The 22,529-nt window shown below is 55.0% G+C and carries 21 protein-coding genes; 13 read left to right on the top strand and 8 right to left on the bottom strand.

Annotated elements, in window-relative coordinates; genetic code table 11:
• The first annotated feature begins 8 nt into the window (after nucleotides 1–8).
• Nucleotides 9–932 (top strand): ectoine hydroxylase, encoded by a 924-nt coding sequence (thpD, locus tag IE156_RS03080; RefSeq protein ID WP_189391002.1) that lies wholly within the window; start codon nucleotides 9–11, stop codon nucleotides 930–932.
• A gap of 245 nt (nucleotides 933–1,177) precedes the next feature.
• Nucleotides 1,178–1,771, top strand: coding sequence for a DUF2239 family protein (locus IE156_RS03075; RefSeq protein ID WP_189391001.1), 594 nt, complete (start codon nucleotides 1,178–1,180; stop codon nucleotides 1,769–1,771).
• A 34-nt stretch (nucleotides 1,772–1,805) separates the two neighbouring features.
• On the opposite strand, the gene ehuA is transcribed toward IE156_RS03075, so the two are convergent.
• The 4 genes from ehuA to ehuB form a co-directional block, all read right to left on the bottom strand.
• On the bottom strand, nucleotides 1,806–2,588 hold the full coding sequence (gene ehuA, locus IE156_RS03070; RefSeq protein WP_229840926.1) for an ectoine/hydroxyectoine ABC transporter ATP-binding protein EhuA: 783 nt from the start codon (nucleotides 2,586–2,588) through the stop codon (nucleotides 1,806–1,808).
• Entirely contained in the window at nucleotides 2,585–3,277 is a 693-nt protein-coding gene (gene ehuD, locus IE156_RS03065; RefSeq protein WP_189391000.1) for an ectoine/hydroxyectoine ABC transporter permease subunit EhuD, read from the bottom strand. The genes ehuA and ehuD overlap by 4 nt, the downstream gene beginning before the upstream one ends.
• Before the next feature lie 2 nt (nucleotides 3,278–3,279).
• Entirely contained in the window at nucleotides 3,280–3,951 is a 672-nt protein-coding gene (gene ehuC / locus IE156_RS03060) for an ectoine/hydroxyectoine ABC transporter permease subunit EhuC (protein WP_189390999.1), read from the bottom strand.
• 102 nt (nucleotides 3,952–4,053) lie between these two features.
• Nucleotides 4,054–4,920: an ectoine/hydroxyectoine ABC transporter substrate-binding protein EhuB gene (gene ehuB, locus IE156_RS03055; RefSeq protein WP_189390998.1), complete on the bottom strand. Its 867-nt coding sequence runs from the start codon at nucleotides 4,918–4,920 to the stop codon at nucleotides 4,054–4,056.
• A gap of 522 nt (nucleotides 4,921–5,442) precedes the next feature.
• On the opposite strand from ehuB, the gene IE156_RS03050 reads away from it, so the two are divergent.
• From IE156_RS03050 to IE156_RS03025, 6 genes are all read left to right on the top strand, one after another.
• Nucleotides 5,443–7,530, top strand: a complete 2,088-nt coding sequence (locus tag IE156_RS03050; RefSeq protein WP_189390997.1) for a carbon starvation CstA family protein — start codon at nucleotides 5,443–5,445, stop codon at nucleotides 7,528–7,530.
• Between the two features lies 1 nt (nucleotide 7,531).
• Complete coding sequence (locus IE156_RS03045; protein WP_189390996.1) at nucleotides 7,532–7,762, top strand: YbdD/YjiX family protein; 231 nt, start codon at nucleotides 7,532–7,534, stop codon at nucleotides 7,760–7,762.
• A 485-nt stretch (nucleotides 7,763–8,247) separates the two neighbouring features.
• The gene (gene aroG, locus IE156_RS03040) at nucleotides 8,248–9,342 is read left to right on the top strand and encodes a 3-deoxy-7-phosphoheptulonate synthase AroG (protein ID WP_308430467.1); all 1,095 of its coding nucleotides are present in this window, start codon (nucleotides 8,248–8,250) and stop codon (nucleotides 9,340–9,342) included.
• Nucleotides 9,343–9,368: 26 nt separating this feature from the next.
• Nucleotides 9,369–10,790: an FAD-binding oxidoreductase gene (locus IE156_RS03035; protein WP_189390994.1), complete on the top strand. Its 1,422-nt coding sequence runs from the start codon at nucleotides 9,369–9,371 to the stop codon at nucleotides 10,788–10,790.
• 213 nt (nucleotides 10,791–11,003) lie between these two features.
• Nucleotides 11,004–12,119, top strand: a complete 1,116-nt coding sequence (mnmA, locus tag IE156_RS03030) for a tRNA 2-thiouridine(34) synthase MnmA (protein WP_189390993.1) — start codon at nucleotides 11,004–11,006, stop codon at nucleotides 12,117–12,119.
• Between the two features lie 9 nt (nucleotides 12,120–12,128).
• Nucleotides 12,129–12,941 (top strand): sulfite exporter TauE/SafE family protein, encoded by an 813-nt coding sequence (locus tag IE156_RS03025; RefSeq protein ID WP_189390992.1) that lies wholly within the window; start codon nucleotides 12,129–12,131, stop codon nucleotides 12,939–12,941.
• Here the strand turns inward: IE156_RS03025 and IE156_RS03020 are convergent.
• Nucleotides 12,928–13,950 (bottom strand): alpha/beta hydrolase, encoded by a 1,023-nt coding sequence (locus IE156_RS03020; RefSeq protein ID WP_229840923.1) that lies wholly within the window; start codon nucleotides 13,948–13,950, stop codon nucleotides 12,928–12,930. The genes IE156_RS03025 and IE156_RS03020 overlap by 14 nt on opposite strands.
• Before the next feature lie 155 nt (nucleotides 13,951–14,105).
• Here IE156_RS03020 and IE156_RS03015 point away from each other — a divergent pair, with 155 nt between their 5' ends.
• On the top strand, nucleotides 14,106–14,951 hold the full coding sequence (locus tag IE156_RS03015; protein WP_189390990.1) for a helix-turn-helix transcriptional regulator: 846 nt from the start codon (nucleotides 14,106–14,108) through the stop codon (nucleotides 14,949–14,951).
• A gap of 59 nt (nucleotides 14,952–15,010) precedes the next feature.
• On the opposite strand, the gene IE156_RS03010 is transcribed toward IE156_RS03015, so the two are convergent.
• A complete protein-coding gene (locus IE156_RS03010; protein ID WP_189390989.1) occupies nucleotides 15,011–15,622 on the bottom strand; it encodes a glutathione S-transferase family protein in 612 nt (203 codons plus the stop codon).
• Between the two features lie 235 nt (nucleotides 15,623–15,857).
• Between IE156_RS03010 and purB the strand changes: the two genes are divergently transcribed.
• Nucleotides 15,858–17,234 carry an adenylosuccinate lyase gene (gene purB, locus IE156_RS03005; protein WP_189390988.1) on the top strand — a complete coding sequence of 459 codons (1,377 nt, stop codon included), beginning with the start codon at nucleotides 15,858–15,860 and terminating at the stop codon, nucleotides 17,232–17,234.
• A gap of 96 nt (nucleotides 17,235–17,330) precedes the next feature.
• Nucleotides 17,331–17,783, top strand: coding sequence for a c-type cytochrome (locus tag IE156_RS03000; RefSeq protein WP_189390987.1), 453 nt, complete (start codon nucleotides 17,331–17,333; stop codon nucleotides 17,781–17,783).
• A gap of 119 nt (nucleotides 17,784–17,902) precedes the next feature.
• Here IE156_RS03000 and IE156_RS02995 read toward each other — a convergent pair whose 3' ends face one another.
• Both IE156_RS02995 and IE156_RS02990 read right to left on the bottom strand, forming a co-directional pair.
• Nucleotides 17,903–19,144: an ammonium transporter gene (locus IE156_RS02995; RefSeq protein WP_189390986.1), complete on the bottom strand. Its 1,242-nt coding sequence runs from the start codon at nucleotides 19,142–19,144 to the stop codon at nucleotides 17,903–17,905.
• 14 nt (nucleotides 19,145–19,158) lie between these two features.
• Nucleotides 19,159–19,497, bottom strand: a complete 339-nt coding sequence (locus IE156_RS02990) for a P-II family nitrogen regulator (RefSeq protein ID WP_189390985.1) — start codon at nucleotides 19,495–19,497, stop codon at nucleotides 19,159–19,161.
• 1,573 nt (nucleotides 19,498–21,070) lie between these two features.
• Here IE156_RS02990 and IE156_RS02985 point away from each other — a divergent pair.
• On the top strand, nucleotides 21,071–21,547 hold the full coding sequence (locus IE156_RS02985) for a MarR family winged helix-turn-helix transcriptional regulator (protein ID WP_189390984.1): 477 nt from the start codon (nucleotides 21,071–21,073) through the stop codon (nucleotides 21,545–21,547).
• 88 nt (nucleotides 21,548–21,635) lie between these two features.
• Nucleotides 21,636–22,514: a TauD/TfdA dioxygenase family protein gene (locus IE156_RS02980; protein ID WP_189390983.1), complete on the top strand. Its 879-nt coding sequence runs from the start codon at nucleotides 21,636–21,638 to the stop codon at nucleotides 22,512–22,514.
• Nucleotides 22,515–22,529 lie beyond the last annotated feature (15 nt).

Genomic DNA, 22,529 nt, shown 5'->3' with positions numbered 1-22,529 from the left:
AGGTCATCATGACAGTGACCATGAGCGATCTGTACACATCCCGTACAGAGCGAACGGCGGCCATCGTCAGCCGCCAGGAACCGGTGGTGTATCCGGACCCGGTAGGTAGTCAGCCTTTGAATAAAGCCCAGCTGCGAGACTATGAGGGCAACGGTTTTCTGTTGTTACCCGATTTGTTCAATGCGCAGGAAGTGCAGGCTTTGCTGGGTAATGTAGAGGCCATGAGCTCTGATCCCGGCATTTTGTCGCGTGAAGAGGCCGTGGTGGAAAAAGGCAGTCAGGCCGTGCGTTCGATCTTTCGGGTGCATGAGCTAAGCGAGCTGATAGCCCGCCTGGTGCGCGATCCACGTGTGCTGGATGTGGCCCGTCAGATTCTGGGCTCGGATGTCTACGTACATCAGTCCCGTGCCAATCTGAAACCGGGCTTTACCGGCAAAGAGTTTTATTGGCATTCGGACTTTGAAACCTGGCATATCGAAGACGGCATGCCGCAGATGCGAGCCTTAAGCTGCTCGGTGCTGCTCACCGATAATAATGTGTGCAATGGGCCCTTGATGCTGGTTCCGGGTTCGCACCGTCAGTTCATTTCGTGCACGGGGCAAACACCGGACGATCATTACAAGGAATCCTTGCGCAAGCAGGAGTATGGCGTACCCGATCCGATCAGCCTGCGCTTGCTGGTGGATCAAGGGGGGATTGAAGCCATTACCGCTAAGGCCGGTTCGGTGATCTTCTTTGACTGCAATACCTTGCATGGTTCGGCCAGCAATATCTCGCCTTGGCCACGAGCCAATGTGTTCACGGTCTATAACAGCGTGGAAAATAGCGTGGGTGATCCCAAGCAGGGATTGACTCCGCGTCCTGCGCATGTGGCCACTCGGGGACAGTTCGCTGCTCTGAAGCCATTGAACGGACCGTTGCTGGAGTCCTAAGCAAGACTGTCTGCGCTTTACGTGCGGACTTGGCCGGATAAGATGCCCCCTGAATTGAGTTTCAGGGGGCACTTTTTTATGTGGTAGCGGTGTTGAGTAAAGGCAGGAAGTGGCAACGGCCCAGGGACCGGGCCGTTAGTAAAGCCAATTAACAACGTTTGTTTTATTTATATCCGGGTAATATTGATTAATTAATATTACCCGGGTAATAATTGGGCCTTCCTAGTTAAAAACGTGGTTTCGCCATGACAATGATTTATCCAAACACCTATACCAGCTTTATGGGCCACCGCTGTATTGCATCCGGCCCCATGCTTGCCAATGTACTGGCCGTCAAGAAAGCGCTGGAGAGCAAGCTCAATGATCCCGTTCTGATCTTTGATGATGTGACGGGGAGTTTTGTGGATGTGAACACCCAGGGCACAGATGAAGAGCTGGCGCAGCGCTATGCTCAGGTGGATGTAGCAGAGCCAGAAGCCGAACAGGTAGAAACAGACACTCCACGAGGGCGTGGTCGACCCAAATTGGGTGTGGTGCCGCGTGAAGTGACCCTGCTGCCACGCCATTGGGATTGGCTGGCCACTCAACCCGGCGGTGCTTCAGTTGCATTACGCAAACTGGTTGAAGAAGCACGCCGTGCCAGTGCTGATAAAGACCAACGCCGTCAGGCCCAAGAGAGAACCTATAACTTCATGACGGCTATGGGTGGGGATTTGCCAGGCTTTGAAGAGGCCATGCGGGCTTTGTTTGCCAATAAGCTGGAGCACTTTCAAGAGCTGCTAAATACCTGGCCTGAAGATGTAAGGGACTACGCCTTAAAGCTGTTGTCAGGAACGTAGCGGTTTGCCCATAGCCTTCATCAGGCGGTACCGTTTACGCCGCCTGAATGAAGTTGCTTAAAAAGGCCTGTGTACGTGCTTCCTGCGGATTGCAGAATACTTGTTCTGGTGGGCCGGATTCCACGATGACGCCTTTATCGAAAAAGCAGACACGATCCGACACTTCCTTGGCAAATTGCATCTCGTGCGTGACCAGCAAAATAGTCAGATCCTGCTCCTGGCTGAGCTTTTGAATGACGCCCAGCACTTCGCCTACCAGCTCCGGGTCCAGTGCCGAGGTAGGCTCATCAAACAGCAAGATATTGGGTTCCATCGCCAGCGCCCGTGCAATGCCCACCCGTTGCTGCTGCCCGCCTGATAGTTGGCTGGGGAATTTGTCAGCATGCTCGATCAGGCCCACCAGATTCAGATATTTAGTGGCCCGTTCGCGCGCCTGTTCTTTGGACAGGCCCAGCACATGCGTAGGCGCTTCGGTCACGTTGCGCATCACGGTCATGTGCGGGAACAGGTTGAATTGCTGGAACACCATGCCCATTTCCTTACGCATCTCGCGCAAATGGTTCTGGCTGGCGGGCACCAGCTTGTCATCACTATATTCGTGCCATAGGGGTTTACCGGCAACGGTGATGACGCCCTCATCTATGGTTTCCAGCGTCATCAAAATACGCAGTACGGTGGATTTGCCGGAACCAGAAGGGCCGATGATGGTGACTTTCTCACCCGGCTCTACCTGAAAGTTCAAGGCATCCAGCACGGTGACGTCGCCAAATTTCTTGGTGACGTTATCAAATTGAATGATGGGTTTTGTGTCAGTCATCGTAAGGGGATTCCTTGCTTGGGCAAACGCCGGTCCAGCGTACGTACCCCAGCCGAAGCCAATAGCGTCAGCAGCAGATACAGGCCGCCGACCATGGACAGGGGAATGATGTAGTTAAAGGTACGGTCACCAATAATCTTGGCCACATTCAAGACTTCCAGCACTGATACCACCGACAGCACGGGCACGTCTTTCATGATGGACACCAGGTAGTTGCCCATGGCGGGAATGATGCGTGGGATCGCCTGGGGCAGGGTGATAACCATAAAGGTGCGCAGCGGGGAAATATCCAGTGCGCGGGCAGCTTCGGTCTGGCCGTGTGTGACAGATTCCAGACCGGCTCGGTAAACTTCAGACAGGTACGCGCTGTACTGCACACCCAGCGCCAGCGCGCCAGTCAGGAAGGCGGGCAGCACAATGCCATAGTCCGGCAGCACGTAATACAGGAAAAACAATTGCACCAGCAAAGGGGTGTCTCGCAGGAATTCAGTCAGCACATAGGCAGGCCAGGAAATCAGGCGCAGGCGCACGCTTTTCAGACCCGCCAGGACCAGGCCCAGTATCGCGGCAACGCCAAAGCCTAATACTGCCGCCTGCACCGTTACCCACAAACCTTTAAGCAAGATGGGCAGGATAGACAGCGCAAATGCTCCGTTGCTGCTGGTGTCCCATTCAATACCAAACAGCATGTTCAGCTCCTTTGCGCGCGCCAGCGGCCGGTCGCGCGTTCCAGTAGTTTCATCAGGACTGTCAACACCAGTGCCATGCCAAAGTACATGAGCAAGAGCAGGGTGTAGATGGTGGTGCTGTCCTGGGTGAAGTTGCGTATTTGTTCCGCTCTAAAACTCAGGTCTCCCAGACTGATCAACGAGACCAGGGCCGTATCTTTCAGATTTTGCACCGCCAGATTGCCAAAGCTGGGCATCATTTCAGGGATGGCCTGGGGCAGGCTGATACGCCACAAGGTTTGGCGCTCGGTAAAGTCCAGGGCCTTGGCGGCCTCCAACTGGGAGTGGGGAACGGCCTGAATGGCACCGCGCACGACCTCAGCACCGTAAGCGCCAATATTCAAACCTAAGGCCAGCGTGCCGGCCACGACCGGGTCCAGGCGCAAGTCCACCCCAATCGCTTCACCTAGAATCGGCAGGGCGAAGTACAGCCAGAACAGCTGTACCAATAAAGAGGTGCCACGAAATACTTCAATAACGGTGATGGACAGCGAACGTACGGCCAAGGAGTGCGAGAGCCTGCCTATGCCCAAGGCAAAGGAGGCAATGGCACCCAGTATCGTTGAGTAAAACGTGAGCTGTATCGTGACCCAGGCCCCTTCCATCAGGGCCGAGCTGTAACTTAACCAATCCATATCAGGTTCCAGACAAGGGCGGGCGGTGTACTGTGGGTGCCTGGCAGGCCCTTGTCCGGGGCCGCGCAGGCCAGTGCGGCCGCCTCGCTATCAGGTGAAGGATCAGGCTTTACACAGCTGTTCCGTGGACTTTTCAAACGAATGGGTAGCGTCTTCTTCGGTAAAGCCGTGCTTGCTCAGGATGGCTTTCCATTCATCGGTTTTCTTGAACTCGGCCAGTTCTTTATTGACCGCATCGCGCAGGTCCTCGGATTCTTTGGCGAAGGTGAAACCGCCCCAGCTACGCACGGGATTGCCGTTGATGATCGGGTCCTTGAACTGCGCAGCTAGTTCCACCTTGCCCCCGCCCTTGGAAGCCAGATCGCTGGCGGTTTGGCCTGTCGCCGCGTACGCATCTGCCCGGCCTGTGGAGACGGTAGAGATGGCGTCAGCGTTGTTGGAGATGGTGATCATACGGTTATCAGGCACGCCTAGAGCCTGCATCATTTCCAGCTGATCGGCACCGGCCATGATGGCAATGGTGTGATCGGTCTTGGCGAAGTCTTCATAGGAGTGAATGTTCTTGGGGTTGCCCTTGGCGACCAGCAGACCCTCGCCGTAAGAGCTGTTGGGCTCCGAGAACAGCACGGTGTTGCAGCGTTGGGGCAGGATAGCCATCTCGGCCGCCACCATATCAAAGCGCTTGGCTTGCAGGCCAGGGATCAGCGAACCGAAGTTGGCGGTTTCCCATTTGATGTTCTTGACGCCCAAACGCTCCATGATGGCCTGGGCCACTTCAGGGCCGGCACCTTGGGCTTTGCCGGACATATCCATGTATCCGTAGGGAATTTCGTTAGCAACGGCGACGCGAATGACGCCGCGCTCTTTGACTTGCTCCAGTGTGACCGCTTGGACGCTGGATGCGGTGGCCATCGTACCCAGCAGGGCAAAGGCCAGCGCGCAGAGGGGCTTGGATTGTAGTTTCATCATTAGTCCTTTTCTCGCCTATACCATTTCGTTATGAATGATTTGTTTTACGAAAGATTTGCTATGAAATCATAGCGCATAAAATCATTTGTGCTCAAATTAAATGTATAGAAACTATCGGCCGGCGGGAGTGGGTAGAGTTTCTAAATAAGAAAAGAATCTGTGCTTAGGGAAAATGCGTGGTGCCTTGAAGGCGGGTTTTTACTATGCTCCCAAGGATTAAAGAGCGCTTGCCCCCAGAAAAGCGCCTGGTTTCTGCCTACCCCAGATCGATTCATGAATGAGTTTGGCGCGCCTTACGGTGCGCCGACACCCTTTTGGAGAGCACGCCTTGGCGGGCTCTCAACCCCCCTGACAGTTAAGGAAAAGCACAGCACCAACACGCTGTGCTGATCCAGCAAGGACTGACACCCCACGCGGTGCCAGGCTCTTTGTACTGGCAGTTGGCGGCTTCTTCAGATCAGAAGTGCGGCCAGAAGAAAAAGATGGTGACAGGCTTACTTAATGCAAAATCGTGGAGGCTCTATGAGCAGAGAAGAGGGCGGTTTTATAAAACAGCATCTGATTTGGTTGTTGGTTGCAGTGCTGGGGGCGTTTGCCCTGGGGACAGTGGCACTGAGCCGGGGGGAGAGTATCAATGCGCTATGGATCGTGGTTGCCGCAGTCTGCGTCTATTTAATTGCGTACCGTTACTACAGCCGTTTTATTGCTCGTAAGGTCTTTGAGCTGGATGCCACCCGCATGACGCCTGCCTGGCGTCATAACGACGGTCTGGACTATGTTCCCACTAATAAGCACGTGCTCTTTGGGCATCACTTTGCCGCGATTGCTGGGGCAGGGCCATTAGTTGGGCCTGTGCTGGCGGCGCAAATGGGCTATTTGCCCGGCATGCTCTGGATTCTGGCCGGGGTGGTGTTCGCGGGGGCGGTGCAGGATTTCACGGTTCTGTTCATCTCCATGCGTCGCGATGGGCGCTCGCTGGGGGATCTGATCAAATCGGAGCTGGGTACCGTTCCCGGTGTGATCGCCTTGTTTGGCGCGTTCATGATCATGGTCATCATCCTGGCCGTCCTGGCGCTGATCGTGGTCAAGGCCTTGATCAATTCGCCGTGGGGAACCTTTACGGTGGCAGCCACGATTCCGCTGGCTATTTTCATGGGGATTTATCTACGTTTTTTGCGGCCCGGCCGCATTGGCGAGGTCTCGGTTATTGGACTGGTCTGCTTGCTGGCGGCTATTACGTATGGTCAGAATGTGGCGGCTCACCCTTTCTGGGGGCCGTTCTTCACCCTGGACGGCGAAGAGCTGACCTGGGCGTTGATCATCTACGGTTTTATTGCAGCCGTCTTGCCCGTGTGGCTTTTGTTGGCGCCGCGTGACTACCTGTCTACCTTCCTGAAAATCGGCACGATTGTCGGACTGGCCATCGGGATTGTGATTGTGGCTCCTGAACTGAAAATGCCCGCCACCACCCAGTTCATTGATGGCACGGGCCCGGTATGGTCGGGCAGCTTGTTCCCCTTCCTGTTTATCACCATTGCTTGCGGTGCGGTCTCTGGCTTCCACGCTTTGATTTCCTCGGGCACGACACCCAAGATGATCGAAAACGAAACCCAGGCCCGCTATATCGGCTATGGCGGCATGTTGATGGAATCCTTCGTGGCCATCATGGCCTTGGTAGCCGCTTGCGTGATCGAGCCCGGTATTTACTACGCCATGAACAGTCCGGCTGCCTTGATCGGCACTACGCCGGAACAGGCCGCCCAAGTTGTATCTAGCTGGGGCTTTCTGATCACCCCGGCAGACCTGACCCAAATGGCCAGCGACGTAGGCGAGAACAGCATTATCTCGCGTGCCGGTGGGGCGCCCACTTTGGCGGTGGGGATGGCCTTTATCTTGCATAACGTTATCGGCGGGCCAGCGATGATGAGCTTCTGGTATCACTTCGCCATCCTGTTCGAGGCCCTGTTCATTCTGACGGCGGTTGATGCCGGTACGCGGGCAGGCCGCTTCATGCTGCAAGACTTGATGGGAACCTTTGTGCCGGGTTTACGGCGTACAGAGTCCTTGGTCGCTAACTTGATTGCGACGTCCTTGTGCGTGGCCGCGTGGGGCTACTTCCTGTACCAAGGGGTGGTTGATCCTCTGGGCGGCATCAATACCTTGTGGCCGTTGTTTGGGATTGCCAACCAGATGCTGGCGGCGGTGGCCCTGGTACTGGGGACGGTGGTGCTCTTCAAAATGAAGAAAGACCGCTATGCGTGGGTCACGGTGGTACCAACAATCTGGTTGCTGATCTGCACACTGTTTGCCGGCTTCCAGAAAATGTTCCACCCCGATCCCAAGATTGGTTTTTTGGCCCACGCTAAGGTCTATCAAAAAGGCTTGGCGGAACAAACCGTTATGGCACCGGCCAAATCCCTGGAGCAGATGCAGCAGGTGATCTTCAACGATTATGTGAATTCCACCCTGTGCGGTCTGTTCATCTTCGTGGTCTTGAGCATGGTGTTCTTTGGCATACGTTGCGTGTTGCAGGCGCGTCGCAGCACTGTGCCGCATTCGGCGGAAACCCCTTACGAGCCTTTACCGGCTCTGGCAAGTTCAGGAGCTTGATATGAAAGGATTATTCACGGGAGCCATTGCGCGCAGTGCCCAGGCAGGGCGGGGCACGGGACGCTATCTGGCCACAACCTTGCGCCTGATGGTGGGTGTGCCGGACTACGAAACCTATCTGGCTCATATGCGGGCGAATCACCCCGATCAGGAACCGATGGAATACCCCGCTTTTTTCCGCGAACGGCAACAAGCTCGTTATGGTGGAAAGGGACGCATAGCGTGTTGCTAAATTAGGCGGCTAAGGGCCAGAGCCTTGTGTTCTGGCCCTTTCGCATTTGACAAAGCGGCTTGCTATCAGGTTTGTATGTAGATGTAAAAATAAGACAGGCCGCTGATCAAAACGATTTATCGTAGTTTTTCTGGATAACACGAAACAAAAGGGCTAATAAAAAACGCTAAACGAAATTATTATTTCGTTTGTTGGTGTTTTTTACGGTGTAATTGATATAAATGTTTTGTCGTTCTGCGTTTTTGTGGATGAATCTTGCGGGTTTTGTTTGGCGGCACCTTAGGAACTGTGTTAGGATTTTTCCCATGACTTTCGCAACCCCTGTTTTCTTCTTTTATTTTTATGCTTTTCCAATACCGCTGGTGGAGGAAAGGACGGGTTGCAGCAAACATAAGTAAGACCTAAATCCTGAAATAAGCCGCCAGCATCGTCCGGGCGGCTTTTTTTTCGTTTGCCCCCGAACCTGGCAAACCAACTGGAGTTCAATCGTGTCGCACAATACTGATGATTTACGGATTCGTGAAATTAAGGAGTTGTCTCCCCCATCCCACGTGATGCGCGAGTTCCCGTGTACCTCTGCGGTATCGACCACGGTTCACAAGGCGCGTCGCAGCATTCACAAAATCTTGCATGAGCAAGATGATCGTCTGGTGGTCGTGGTGGGCCCTTGTTCCATTCACGATACCGAAGCCGCTCTGGACTACGCCCGCCGTCTGACGGTAGAGCGCAAGCGCTTTGCGCCCGAGTTGGAAATTGTGATGCGGGTGTACTTTGAAAAACCCCGTACCACGGTGGGTTGGAAAGGGCTGATCAACGATCCGTTCATGGATGGCAGCTTCAACATTAATCAGGGTTTGCGTACTGCTCGTGAGTTGCTGCTGGCCGTGAACCAGCTGGATTTGCCCGCTGGCTGCGAATTCCTGGACATGATTACGCCTCAGTACATTGCTGATCTGGTTTCTTGGGGTGCCATTGGTGCCCGCACGACGGAAAGCCAGGTGCACCGCGAGCTGTCCTCGGGACTGTCTTGCCCGGTGGGCTTTAAGAACGGCACAGACGGCAATATTCGTATTGCACTGGACGCGATCAAAGCCGCGTCCCAGCCTCACCATTTCTTGTCGGTGACCAAAGGAGGTCACTCGGCCATTGTGTCCACGGTGGGAAATGACGACTGCCACGTGATTCTGCGCGGCGGTAAAACACCGAACTACGACGCTGAAAACGTTGAGGCGACCAGCCAGGCCATGATCAAGGCCGGCATGGTGCCCCGTGTGATGGTCGATGCCAGCCACGCCAACAGCAATAAAGACTACCGCCGTCAGCCCGAAGTGCTGGCCGACGTGTCCGGTCAGATTGCCGGTGGCGATATGCGCATTTGCGGCGTGATGGTTGAAAGCCATCTGGTGGGCGGTCGTCAGGACGTGGTGGAAGGCAAGCCCCTGACCTACGGTCAAAGCATTACCGATGGTTGTATCGATTGGGATGACACCATCGTGGTGCTGGAAAAACTGGCTGAAGCGGTGCGTCAACGTCGCAAGACACGGGTCGCACTTGAAGAGGGGGCACTTAGCCACTCATAATAAGGTTTTGCCTTATTGGAATGTTCATGAATGCACCCGGCCATGCCGATTTAGCGCGGCGCCCTTTACCTGACGGTTTCATTGAAGCCTTGCAGGCGCAGTTCCAAGAGCGTTGCTCGCTTTCTCACGCTGTGCGTGAACACCATGGACGAGATGAATCGCCGTATCCACCCATGCTGCCTGATGTGGTTGTTTTTGCTCGCAGCACAGAGGAAGTAGCTTGGGTGGCGCGTCATTGCCATGAACACCATGTGCCTTTGATCCCTTTTGGTGCCGGCTCCTCGCTGGAAGGGCACTTCCTGGCGATTCAAGGCGGTGTCAGCCTGGACTTGTCCGGTATGGACGAGATCGTGGTGATCAATGCCGAAGACTTCACCGCCACGGTGCAGGCCGGCGTAACGCGTACGGCCTTGAACGAGCATATCCGTGATACTGGCCTGTTCTTCCCCATCGACCCCGGTGCTGACGCCAGCCTGGGCGGTATGGCCGCAACTCGTGCCTCCGGTACTAATGCCGTGCGTTACGGCACCATGCGTGAAAACGTTCTGACCTTGACGGTCGTGACTGCAGATGGGCGTGTGATCAATACGGCCAATCGTGCCAAGAAGTCCTCGGCTGGCTACGACCTGACCCGCCTGTTTATCGGTAGTGAAGGCACGCTGGGCATCATTACGGAAGTGACGGTACGTTTGTACCCGCAGCCCGAAGCTATTTCGGCCGCAATCTGTAATTTCTCCGATCTGCGCTCTGCTGTGCAAAGCGTGATCGAAGTGATCCAGATGGGTATCCCGATTGCTCGCGTCGAGTTCATGGACACGGCGGCTGTGCGTGCAACTAACGCCTATAGCAAGCTGACCCTGAAAGAATCGCCCTTATTGCTGTTTGAATTCCATGGCAGCCCCAGCGGTGTGCAAGAGCAGGCACAAGTCGTGCAGGAAATCACCCGAGATAACGGTGGCATGGACTTTGAGTGGGCCGATAAAGCTGAAGACCGCTCCCGCTTGTGGACGGCTCGTCACAATGCCTACTTTGCCGGTCTGCAACTGCGTCCCGGCTGCCGCTCCAGCACGACGGACGTTTGTGTGCCGATCTCCGCTTTGGCGGAGTGCGTGGCAGAAACGGCGGCCGATATGGATCAGGCTCCCTTCCCCTACACCATTGTCGGCCACGTGGGCGATGGCAACTTCCACGTTTTGATGCTGCTCGACGCCGACAACCAGCAAGAGTGGGAAGAGTCCGAGCGTCTGAATCATCGTCTGGTGGAGCGTGCGATTGCCATGCAAGGCACATGCACAGGTGAACATGGCGTGGGCTTGCACAAAATGGAATTCATGCTGGCCGAGCACGGTCAAGATGCTTTGGATATCATGGCCAGCATCAAGCAGGCACTGGACCCCCATAACATCATGAACCCAGGGAAAATGTTGCCTCCACGTCCTCTGGACTGATAGCAGGGCCGTTTTTCCTGAAACCCAGGCAACATTTTGTTCTGCCTGGGTTTTTTGTTTGTGTCCCAGATATCACAGTTATTTATAAACCCCAGGCGCTAATGGCGTCTGCCTGTACATGCGTCAGGGCAGGCGTACAATGCGTTTTTTAGTTAGACAGGTGCGCGCTGGGCTTTAAGCCCGGTATCAGCGGCACCGCTCATCATCACTGCAATGACTATTTCCACCAAAAAAGGTCGCGTCGTTATCGGAATGTCCGGCGGCGTGGACTCCTCCGTCTCGGCCTGGCTGCTTAAAGAGCAAGGCTATGAAGTCGTGGGCCTGTTCATGAAGAACTGGGAAGACGACGACGATTCCGAATTCTGTTCTTCGCGCCAGGATTGGCTGGATGCGGCCAGTGTGGCTGATCTGCTTGGGGTAGAGATTGAGGCGGTCAATTTCGCAGCAGAATATAAAGACCGGGTTTTTGCGGAGTTCTTGCGGGAATACTCGGCAGGCCGCACGCCTAATCCTGATGTGCTGTGTAATGCGGAAATCAAGTTCAAGGCCTTTCTGGATCACGCCATGACTTTGGGTGCGGACTGGATTGCTACCGGCCACTATGCCCGCGTGCGCGGGGTGCCCATGCCTGGGGGCGCAACCGACTATCAGTTGTTGAAAGGCGTGGATGCCTCCAAGGATCAAAGCTACTTTTTGCACCGCCTGAATCAGGCCCAGTTGTCGCGTACTTTGTTCCCCTTGGGCGAGATCAACAAGCAGGAAGTACGCCGTATTGCCGAGGAACTGAAGCTGCCTAATGCTGCTAAAAAAGACTCGACCGGGATCTGCTTTATTGGTGAGCGTCCTTTCCGCGAATTCCTGAATCGCTACTTGCCCACCCAACCCGGCCCCATCAAAACGCCGGAAGGGCAGGTGCTGGGCCAGCATGTGGGCTTGGCTTTCCACACTTACGGCCAGCGCAAGGGCTTGGGTATTGGTGGTGTCAAAGGCAAGCAGCGTGACGATGGCACGGCTGATGCCTGGTATGCCGCCCGTAAAGACTTGGCTAGCAACACCTTGTATGTAGTGCAAGGGCACGATCACCCCTGGCTGCTACAGTCTGAACTGAAGGCCGAACAGACCAGTTGGGTGTCCGGCCATCCGCCAGCTTTGGGCCCGATTCATGCCAAGACCCGCTATCGTCAGGCTGATGCAGCGTGTACGGTGCTGGCTGCTGAAGGCCAGAGCCTGGCCTTGCATTTTGACGAGCCCCAGTGGGCTGTGACACCGGGTCAATCCGTGGTCTTGTATGACGGTGACCGCTGCCTGGGCGGCGGCATTATTCAATAAGAGGCGGGTATGGATCCCATTCTTGTCATCAGTTTGCTGGTGCTGGGCGCCGGTATTGGTCTGGCCGCTGGGCTGTTGGGGATTGGTGGCGGGATGATTCTCGTGCCGTTTCTGACCTTCCTGCTGCCCTTGTTTGGTGTGCCGCAGGAACTGGCGGTCCATGCCTCCATTGCTACGGCTATGGCCACGATCCTGTTCACTTCCTTGTCCAGCGTGCGGGCCCACCACAAACACGGGGCGATACGCTGGGATGTGGTCAAAGTGATGGTGCCGGGTTTGCTCGTGGGCGGACTGGTGTCGGGCGGGGCGATTTTCGCCCTGATCAATAGCACTGCCCTGGCCATTGTGTTCGGCGTTTTCGTGCTGTATTCGGCATCCAAAATGGCGCGCAAGTCCACGCCGGTGCAGGGCCGCTCTTTACCTGCTCCGTTCTGGATTGCAGCGATGGGGGCCTTGATCGGTTTTGTATCGGGTCTGCTGGGCGCGGGTGGGGCCTTTTTGTCCGTCCCCTTCATGCTGCGCGGTAATGTACCGGTGCGTCAGGCCGTGGCTACGTCGGCGGCACTGGGCTTTTTCATCGCCTTGGCCAATAGCGTGGGCTATATCTGGTCGGGTCAGGCCAGCTTGGGCAACCATCCGGGTATGATCGGATTTATCTACTGGCCCGCTCTATTGATTGTGTCGGCCACCAGTATCTGCACCGCGCCCTTGGGGGCGAGCCTGGCACACAAAATTGACCAGGCCACGCTCAAGCGCATCTTCGCGGGTATGCTGACGGTTCTGGCGATCTACATGATTACGCAGGCTATTACTCAGGCTTGATGATTTCAGGTTGGGCTTTGTTAAAAACAGAGTCCAGCCCACTCAGCTCGGTTTCCTTGATCGAGTCAAAAACTCTCCCCTCTGTCCATTGAATTGCTGCCAACAAAGCCGTTAATGCCTGCTCGCTTTGCTGCAGCGTACTGCCGTGGGCGTGAAACTCGTGTGTCATGTCTGGCCACACATCCAGGCGTACCGGGGCTCCCTGGTTTTTCGCCTGCCGGGCAAAATCACGAATCATATCAACCAGAATCTCTTTGCCTCCGGCCTGAATATAAATAGGCGCCAGTTTGCGCAGATCCTGGGCAATGGGGGAGAGCTGGGTATCGCTCCATTCACCACTTCCTTTCAACCATTGACCATATTGCAGTGTTTGATAGCCCTGCACCATGTCGTAGCGATCATGGCCAAACTGGCTGGCTCCTCGACGGCCTATATCTGTCCACGGGCTGAGTGCCAGGGCCAGGGCAGGTTGGGGGAGCCCGGCTTGGCGCAGGCTCACCAGAGTCATCAGCACCAGGTGCCCGCCTGCCGAATCCCCTGCCAAGACAATCTCTGTGGGTGGTGCACCGCGCTCCAGCAAGTAACCATAGGCGGCTAGCGCATCTTCTTGTTGAGCGGGGTGTGCATGTTCCGGGGTCAAGCGATAGTCCGGGGCGAAGATGCGGATCTGAAGTTTATGGGCGAGCAGGGCAATGAAGTGGCGTGAAACCGTAGGGTAAAAAGCATAGCCGCCACCATGAAAGTACAGCATGGTTTTGGAGCCACTTGAAACCTCAGGAATGAACCAGTGCCCACGTGGTTCCTGTGCAGTGCTGGCCTGGATTCGGACGGGTAGCGTCGGTTCGGCAATGGTGTAAAGGCTATCGAAGTAGGCTCGGCCCTGAACCATGCTTGGCAGGCTAAAGGCGTGGTTGAACTGCTTACGATAGAACAGCGTGGCGATTTCAAAAGGGATGGTCCAGCCGGGCACCAGCGGTTTGGCGATAGCTCGTCGAGCCAATATGTTCATGGTGGTGATGCATAGCGTGGCGGCACTTCGGCAACGATGAGACCAGGAACCTTGAAAAACAGTTTTGGGCATAAGAGTGCGGGGTTGAAGTAGGATAAGAAGGCTTTCAGTGTGGCCCGTTCAGCCCGGGCCGGATAGAACGGAAACGACTTCTTATGTCCACTTTGCCTGCTGCCCGTTTACATCACCCGACCCGACTGACGGCGGGCAGTATCCACCTGGGTGTGGCACGCGATATCCGTGGTGTGGACTTGCGGCCGGAACAGCGCCTGAACTTCTATCCGGCCTCGCCTTTAGCCGTTTTATCGTGGATTTTTCATGGGCAACTGCATAGGGTACAGACGCAAGCGGATGGCTTAACGCCAGTGCTGTCTGCAGAACTTCCCAGGATGCTGTTTACCGGACCTTCACGCACGCCCTCTATTAGCTGGTCACCAGGGCCGGTCCACGCGATTTCGATAGGGATATATCCAGATGCGCTAAAGCGCTTGTTTGGTATTCAGGCAGGCGACGTCAGAGACCTTGTGCTTCCCATGGAGCAAGTCTTGTCCGCTTCTGCCTGCCAGATTTTGGGACAGGTGCAAACCGGAGAGGGGCCCTTATTTGCGCAGCTTGAAGTGGCGATTCAGCAATGTGCCCGTGGTGCAGGGGCGGCGGGGGGAGCCGCCACAGTGCATCATTGGTTGACGGGCTTGATGATGAGAATGGCGGCGACGCATACCGGAATCGGGCTACGTCAGGTGCAAAGGCAGTTCAAGCGCCAAGCCGGACAAAGCCAACGTGAGCTGCAACTTTATGCGCGGGCAGAGCGAGCCTTTGCCTTGGCCCAGCAGCAGGAGAACCCGATCTGGTCAGAGGTGGCGCTGCAGGCCGGCTATAGCGATCAGTCTCATTTTGGCCGGGAGGTCAAACGCGTTTCTGGTTTTTCTCCTGCCCAGTTCGCTCAAAGTATGAAGACTGATGAGGCTTTCTGGATGTATCGTTTGCTGGGGGAGACCTGAGGCTACAGACATAAAAAAACCCATTCAAAAGAATGGGCCCTGGCTTGCTCAAGCAGCACTCACGATGTAGGTGGTAGGGTGCTGGCAAACGAGGGGCGCGCTTGGAGTTTTTCGTCCAGGCGTTGCAAATTGCCATACTGGGAGCGCCAGTCCAGTTCGGAAAAGCGCAGGTCCAGATAACCCAGAGCGCAGCCTACGGCAACGTCGGCCAGGCTAAAGCTGGTGCCCATGCAAAAGGACTGATCACCCAAGGTGTTGTTCATGGATTGCAGGGCAGCCGTAATCTTGCTGTTCTGACGGTCGATCCAGGCGGGCAGGCGCAGCGCTTCGGGGCGGCGGTTTTCCACCACGATGGCGACGCACGCATCCAGCAAGCCATCAGCAATGGCTTCCCAGCATTTGACCGCAGCGCGATCACGTCCGGCTTGAGGAATCAGGCGGCCGACGGGCGAGAGGGTATCCAGATACTCGACGATCACGCGGGAGTCGAACAAGTTTGCCTGATCATCCATAATCAGACAGGGAACTTTGCCCAGTGGATTGTGCTTCAGAATATCGCTGTCATCGGCCCACACATCCTCCAGAATCAGCTCGTAATCGAGCTTTTTTTCCGCCATGACAACACGCACTTTGCGCGCGTATGGACTTGTGAGGGAAGCTAGAAGTTTCATAAAAAGCTATCAAAAGTTGCAGGCTCAAAAAGTATAGCAGGAACCTATGGGCGAACGCCCCGCTGGCCGGGCCCGACCCGCCAGCTTGGGACAATGTCTGAAAACTGTGGTTTATTCGTCAAACCACTTGGCAGCAGCGGCATTCTGACCCCCTCCTGAACACGCGGCGTACGGGTGTCAGTGCGCAATGTTAGAATGCGGGCTGACTTTATTCCCCCTTCTTTTCTGTAGAACGATGCACATAGCCGATACCCTGAGCACTCTGAATGCCTTGTCGCCATTGGACGGGCGTTATGGCAGCCGTACCGCCCCCTTGCGTGGCCTGTTGTCCGAAGCCGCATTTATGTGGCATCGCGTGGAGGTCGAAGTGGCCTGGCTGATCGGCCTGTCCGATGCGGGCCTGCCTGAACTTCCCGCCTTCTCCGCACAAGCCCGTGATGTGCTCAAGAGCCTGGTGCAGAACTTCTCGGAAGAGGACGCTGCCCGTATTAAAGCGATCGAACGCACCACGAATCACGACGTGAAAGCGGTGGAGTATTGGCTGAAAGAACAAGTGGCCGAGCACGCCGAGCTGTCCGCCGCCGCTGAGTTCATTCACTTTGCCTGCACCTCTGAAGACATCAACAACACCTCGCACGCCCTGATGCTGACGCGTGCTCGTGAACAGGTGATCCTGCCTCAGTTGCAAGAAGTCTGCGATGCCATCAAGGCCCAGGCGCGCCTGCACGCCCAGCAGCCTTTGCTGTCGCGCACGCATGGTCAGCCTGCTAGCCCCAGCACCGTGGGTAAAGAGTTTGCCAACGTGGCCGCTCGTTTGCAGAACGCTATTACTGCTATTGCCGCCGTTCAGCCTCTGGCGAAATTGAATGGCGCCACCGGCAACTACAATGCCCACTTCTCGGCTTACCCCGAAATCGATTGGCCTGCTTTCAGCCAGAAAGTGCTGGCTGGCCTGGGCCTGACGCAGAACGTGTACACCATCCAGATTGAACCCCACGACTGGATGGCTGTCTTGTTTGACGCAATTGCCCGCGCCAACACCATCTTGCTGGACTTCAACCGTGACGTATGGGGCTATATCTCCCTGGGCTACTTCAAACAGCGCCTGAAAGAAGGCGAGATTGGTTCCTCCACGATGCCACACAAGGTCAACCCGATTGACTTTGAGAACTCGGAAGGCAACCTGGGTTTGGCCAACGCCATGTTGCGTCACCTGTCGGAGAAACTGCCTATCTCACGTTGGCAGCGTGACCTGACTGACTCGACTGTGCTGCGTAACCTGGGCGTGGCCCTGGGTTATAGCGTGGTGGCCTACGATGCCTGCCTGCGTGGTCTGAACAAGTTGGAACTGAATGCGGCTGCTGTGGATGCCGATATCGACGCTTGCTGGGAAATTCTGGCTGAGCCTGTGCAAACTGTGATGCGCCGTTATGGCTTGCCCCAGCCTTACGAGCAACTCAAAGCCCTGACACGTGGCCGTGGTATTACTGAGGAAGCCTTGCGCGAATTTATTGGTGGTTTGGAACTGCCAGCAGACGCTAAAAGCTATTTGCTTGAGCTAACTCCACGCAGTTACCTGGGTGTAGCGGTACAGTTGGCCCAGGCGATCTAAATTCAAACGGCTGTTCCATTGCATGGACACAGCCGGACTGATTTCTTGAGCCGGTGCTTTATGAAGTGTTTTATGTTTCATCACACAGGAGTTTCCATGAAAAAATTTGCGTTTTTGACTGCCGCTGCCGCTTTGTGTGCTGCGTTTGTCACGCCAGCAACAGCCCAATTCGCCAAGCCTGAACAAGCTGTGAAGTACCGTCAGTCCAGCATGTCGCTGATCGGTTCGCACTTTGGTCGTATGGCTCCAGTGGCCAAGAAAGAAGCCCCTTACGATGCCGCTGCTATCGCTAAGAATGTGGAAGTGCTGACCGTCTTGGCTGCGCTGCCTTGGGCTGCTTTTGGTGCCGGTACTGAAGGTGGCGATACCAAAGCCGAAGCCTGGAGCGATGCTCAAGGTTTCAAACAAGCAACGGACGAGTTCAACACGGCCATCGACAAGCTGAAAGTAGCTTCCGATTCGGGCGACTTTGATGCTTTCCGTGTGGCTTTCGGTAATGTGGGCAAGTCCTGTAAGACGTGTCATGACGCTTACCGCAAAGAAAAATAAGCAGCCAGTACGCTTATAAAAAAAGCCCTCGAAAGAGGGCTTTTTCTTTTAGGCTTGTGCCTGTGTGTGAAGGGGGCAGTTTTCCTGCGCGCAAGATAAGCGAGAATCATGATGAGAACTCAGTGTTGATACCCCGTTTCGCCGTGGGTGCGGATATCCAGACCTTCGCGTTCATGGTCGGCATCGACACGTAAACCACCGCAGACGGCTTTAGCAATTTTGAAGGCAATCCAGGCAGCGATACCAGACCAAACCAGGGTCACCAATACGCCTTCCAATTGAATCCATAATTGCATCCAGATACTGTTTCCGGCTGCTGTGCCGGGTCCACCCAGAACGGGAGAGTTAAACAGGCCAGTCAGCAAAGCGCCCACAATTCCACCCAAACCGTGAATGCCAAACACGTCCAGCGTATCGTCGGCACGTAACCAGCGCTTCAGGCCATTCACACCCCACAAGCAAGCCAGGGAAGTGATCAGACCAATGGCTAAGGCACCTGAGGGGGCAACAAAACCAGCGGCAGGGGTAATACCCACCAATCCTGCAATCGCACCCGAACATGCACCTAACAAGGAAGGGTGGCCTTTACTGATCCACTCGCCCAAGGTCCAAGCGATGACGCCAATAGCAGCGGCCAACATGGTGTTAAAGAAAGCCAGGGTGGCGTTTTCATTGGCAGACAAAGCCGAGCCCGCGTTAAAACCAAACCAGCCTACCCAAAGCAGGGCGGCACCGATAAAGGTCAAAGGCAGGTTATGCGGCGGCATGGCTTCACGACGGTAGTTCAGTCGGGGACCCACCATCCAGGCACCGATCAAGCCTGCAATACCCGCATTGATATGCACCACCGTCCCACCGGCAAAGTCCAGCGCCCCACGGGAGTTGAGCAGGCCACCTTGCTGTTCATCGGCGAACCAGACCATATGGCAAATAGGCAGATAGGCCAGGGTGAACCAGATCACGGTAAAGACCAGAATGGCAGACAAGCGAGCCCGTTCTGCCAGACTGCCGACCACCAGTGCGCACGTCAGACCGGCAAAGGTTGCCTGGAAAGAAGCAAACAGCAGCTCAGGCAAGGTGCCTGACATGGAGAACTGTTGATCGGCGGCATTGAACATACCGTTGAACAGCACCTTGTCCAGGCTACCTATGAAGGGGTTGCCTGCGGTAAAGGCCAGCGAATAGCCGTAGATGAACCACAACACGACACCCAGACAAAACACCAACATGGTCTGGGACAACATGGACAAGGCATTTTTTTGACGCACCATCCCTGAGTAGAACAGGGCCAGGCCCGGCGCGGCCATCATCAGTACCAGAAGCGTGGATACCAGCATCCACGATAGATCAGCGTTGTTCATGATGGGTTCTCCGATTACAGGGCTTGCTCATCGCATTCGCCGGTACGAATGCGTACGACATGGTCCAGCGGCTGGACAAAGATCTTGCCGTCACCAATGCGACCGGTGCGGGCACTGCTTTGAATAGCCTCCAGCACACTGGCTAACTGCTCGTCTGGAATGGCCAGTTCAATGCGGATCTTGGGCAGGAAGTCGACCGCATATTCCGCGCCGCGGTACAGCTCGGTGTGGCCTTTTTGACGACCAAATCCCTTGACCTCAGTTAGCGTCATGCCCTGTATGCCCAGATCGGAAAGGGCCTCGCGTATCTCGTCAACCTTGAACGGTTTGACGATGGCGGTAATTAATTTCATAGATGTTCCTGAAGTAAACACAGGCAAGCCAGCCTTGCGGATGCAAAGGAACACCGAGGGGGATAGGAGACGGTTGAGAGGGGGCCAGCCGGGATGGGTAATCCTGACGGATGGCTTGAGTGCAACCGAGCAATGCCGGTTAGAGCGACTCTCAGGCTGTCAGCAACGTATGTGACAGCATGAACGCAAGTGTAGGCAAGCGGACCTGTGTTGTAGGTTGAAGAGCAACACAATTCCGGCAAGGCGAGTAAGCTAGCTAGGCACGTGACCTCGGTCTTGCCTAGTCGGTGGGTAGCGAGATAACAGCAGCGCTCTGTGACGCCTGTTTCCGCTCATCTCACCACCGCAGGAACAACGACTATGGAAAAATAATATATGCTGCGGCGCAACAAGTGCACGTTGTGTGCGGATTTTTTTTTAATAGTCTTAACTTTGCAACATTCAGTTCTGAAAAATAACGGATGCTCAAAGGCTCCGTACACCTATGTTTGCGCAACAGTCAGCGTGCTTTAGACCGCAGAGCTCAGCGTCGCGATCGCCTTGGCTTGTCTCGGAAGCAGGTGCAGCATTTTGTAGGGTGGAGACCCTCTGAAGGGTGCGCAGCGCAGCTAAAGAAGGGCGGCGGACAGGCAGCGAGTCTGTAAGAGCTGCCTGTGCATGGGGGTAACGCATTGGGTTTGTAGCGACGGTCAGGAGAGCAATTCAGGACCTTTGTACATATTGGTTTTTTTGCTGACTGTGCTCTGAGTGGGGAAAGTAAGCGGTACATGCCGCCGATTAAATGCCTGCAGCCCGCCTTGCCATAATTTGAACCCCAGGCAAGCGTCCCACTTGTCACGTTGATACAGCCAATGGGTTTGGCAGACGGTGCAGTGATAAAGGCTTTCCGTGCCTAGCTCATCTGCTTCGTCTACGCGTCTGATGGGTTTGAGGTAAGGGTGTCGCTGCGCATTGGGCTGCGAGAGCGGGAGGGTCTGGCACATGATGCACATCGTGCCTCGGTCTAACTGGGCCATACAATGCTCCTCAAATAATTTTGCGGTTGATGTAATAGCGTTAAGAGGCTTATTGGCTAATAAGAGAGACGTGATGGCTTGTAATAATTGTCAACACAATTCACTGTACTGCGGAAAGTGTAGTGTCAATGTCAGGACGCATCTCAATGTAATGACATGCGTCCTGAGATTTCATTGATAGCGGCCACAGCCGCTTCGTGCATGGCTCTGGAATCTTGCGTTTTACCTATTTTTTGGACGGCGGCTCCTTGCCCGGAATTTTTTTTGGATCGGGCTCCGGATTGGGAGTTTTACCGGGAGGAGTGGTGTCGGGCGCTTTGGTGGGATCAATGGCATTCAACATAGAAGTCTCCTGACAGAAATGATCTTCCAGCGTATCGGAATTAGCACCTGGCAAGGTAAACAACTATGACTGGCGAAATGACTCCCACGTCAGCCTAGTGCTTGTTTATTGTTTCATCAAAAGCAGGCAGGAGCAGTAGCGGGGGTAGCCTATGGCTGAGCAGTGCTATCATCGAACTCCTTAAAGAAAGCGTCGTAGCGCCTTGGGAAGCGAGTTGGAAAAAATTACCCTGGACCTGGAGAATTTTCTCCCGTATCAAGTCACGATACTGGCCTCGCATATTGCGGTGACCTTTGCCCGCCAGCATGCGCAGCAATTTGGCTTATCAATTCCGGAGTGGCGAGTTATTGCCACCCTGGGCCGCTACGGCACCTTGACGTCAGGCAGTTTGACCGAGCGCACCAGCATGGATAAAGCCAAGGTGAGCCGAGCTGTTTCCCGTTTGACTGCCGCCCAGCTGATTGCTCGTCGCGATAATGAAAACGATATGCGTAGCAATCTGTTGTGCCTGACCGAGCAAGGCCAGGAAGTGCATGATCGCATCGTGCCCATTGCCCTGGATCTGGAACAGGAGCTGACTGCCGTCTTAAGCGAAGAAGAGCTGAGCTCGTTCAAGCACATGATGCAGCGGCTGGAGCAACGCATGGTGCAGCGTTTTGGCAGCGATTTCAGCGGCGACGCACATATTTGAAGTCTCAAGGGTAATCACGGGGTGGTGCTGAATTGATATCACGCTAATATAGTTTCGTTTCAAACGAAACTATATTTAGGAGATGATAATGATGCAGGACGTAGACAGCCCAATCGCAGCCAGTCGCTTGGACACAAAGATCATGTCGCCCGCTATTGGGGTAGAGGTGGCCGGGCTTGATTTGACCCAGCCCTTGGAAGACTCACAGGTACAGGAGTTGCGTTCTTTATTGTTGAAGCATCAGTTACTGGTGTTTCGGGATCAAGCCTTAAGTTCGGCCCAGCACATCGCGTTTGCTCGCCGTTTCGGAGAGCTGGAAGTACACCCTGTTTTTCCGCACGATCCGGATTATCCCGAACTGGTCTTATTGGGTGGTGATAGCACCCAGCCAGGGAGGGAGAATCTGTACCACAGCGATGTCAGCTGGCGCGCTGAGCCGTCCATGGGATCTATCTTGCGTTGTATTGAATGCCCGCCAGCTGGAGGAGATACGATCTGGTGCAATATGGTGCTGGCCTACGAAAATCTGCCGCATCATATCAAGGATGTTTTGCATGAGCTGGAAGCAGTTCACGACTTGTTGCCGGGTTTCATCGACCGTATATCTGAAGAGGAAAGGGCGGCGATACGTGAACGTTTTCCGGCTCAGACGCATCCTGTCGTACGTACCCATCCAGAGACCGGGCAGCGGATTCTGTATGTCAGCAGCTGGACAACCCACCTGGCCAACTATATAGAAACCGGTTTCTTCCGTGGCATGCCAGAACTGCAAAGCGGTGCGCATTGGCTGCTTCAGTATTTGGTGGATCAGGCCCGTCATCCTGAATATCAGGTGCGGCTCAAATGGCAGCCTCATACGCTCGCGTTCTGGGATAACCGGTCGACTCAGCACTACGCCGTTCAGGATTATTTCCCTTCGCCTAGAAAAATGGCCCGCGCCACCATTATTGGTGACCGGCCTTATTGATCGCACTGCTGCACT

This window comes from Alcaligenes pakistanensis (assembly GCF_014652815.1).
Lineage (GTDB): Bacteria > Pseudomonadota > Gammaproteobacteria > Burkholderiales > Burkholderiaceae_B > Alcaligenes > Alcaligenes pakistanensis.
Note: the sequence above shows the minus strand (reverse complement) of the source record. Positions and strands in the feature narration are given on the sequence as shown.

Bases quoted from the DNA above. Each gene is read 5' to 3' on its own strand.
- IE156_RS03045 (WP_189390996.1), top strand. From the start codon at position 7,532: ATGAAAGGATTATTCACGGGAGCCATTGCGCGCAGTGCCCAGGCAGGG.
- IE156_RS03010 (WP_189390989.1), bottom strand. From the start codon at position 15,622: ATGAAACTTCTAGCTTCCCTCACAAGTCCATACGCGCGCAAAGTGCGT.
- IE156_RS03020 (WP_229840923.1), bottom strand. From the start codon at position 13,950: ATGAACATATTGGCTCGACGAGCTATCGCCAAACCGCTGGTGCCCGGC.
- ehuD (WP_189391000.1), bottom strand. From the start codon at position 3,277: ATGCTGTTTGGTATTGAATGGGACACCAGCAGCAACGGAGCATTTGCG.
- mnmA (WP_189390993.1), top strand. From the start codon at position 11,004: ATGACTATTTCCACCAAAAAAGGTCGCGTCGTTATCGGAATGTCCGGC.
- IE156_RS03000 (WP_189390987.1), top strand. From the start codon at position 17,331: ATGAAAAAATTTGCGTTTTTGACTGCCGCTGCCGCTTTGTGTGCTGCG.
- IE156_RS03025 (WP_189390992.1), top strand. From the start codon at position 12,129: ATGGATCCCATTCTTGTCATCAGTTTGCTGGTGCTGGGCGCCGGTATT.
- ehuC (WP_189390999.1), bottom strand. From the start codon at position 3,951: ATGGATTGGTTAAGTTACAGCTCGGCCCTGATGGAAGGGGCCTGGGTC.
- IE156_RS02995 (WP_189390986.1), bottom strand. From the start codon at position 19,144: ATGAACAACGCTGATCTATCGTGGATGCTGGTATCCACGCTTCTGGTA.
- IE156_RS03035 (WP_189390994.1), top strand. From the start codon at position 9,369: ATGAATGCACCCGGCCATGCCGATTTAGCGCGGCGCCCTTTACCTGAC.
- ehuA (WP_229840926.1), bottom strand. From the start codon at position 2,588: ATGACTGACACAAAACCCATCATTCAATTTGATAACGTCACCAAGAAA.
- thpD (WP_189391002.1), top strand. From the start codon at position 9: ATGACAGTGACCATGAGCGATCTGTACACATCCCGTACAGAGCGAACG.
- IE156_RS03050 (WP_189390997.1), top strand. From the start codon at position 5,443: ATGAGCAGAGAAGAGGGCGGTTTTATAAAACAGCATCTGATTTGGTTG.
- purB (WP_189390988.1), top strand. From the start codon at position 15,858: ATGCACATAGCCGATACCCTGAGCACTCTGAATGCCTTGTCGCCATTG.
- ehuB (WP_189390998.1), bottom strand. From the start codon at position 4,920: ATGATGAAACTACAATCCAAGCCCCTCTGCGCGCTGGCCTTTGCCCTG.
- IE156_RS03075 (WP_189391001.1), top strand. From the start codon at position 1,178: ATGACAATGATTTATCCAAACACCTATACCAGCTTTATGGGCCACCGC.
- IE156_RS02980 (WP_189390983.1), top strand. From the start codon at position 21,636: ATGATGCAGGACGTAGACAGCCCAATCGCAGCCAGTCGCTTGGACACA.
- IE156_RS03015 (WP_189390990.1), top strand. From the start codon at position 14,106: ATGTCCACTTTGCCTGCTGCCCGTTTACATCACCCGACCCGACTGACG.
- IE156_RS02990 (WP_189390985.1), bottom strand. From the start codon at position 19,497: ATGAAATTAATTACCGCCATCGTCAAACCGTTCAAGGTTGACGAGATA.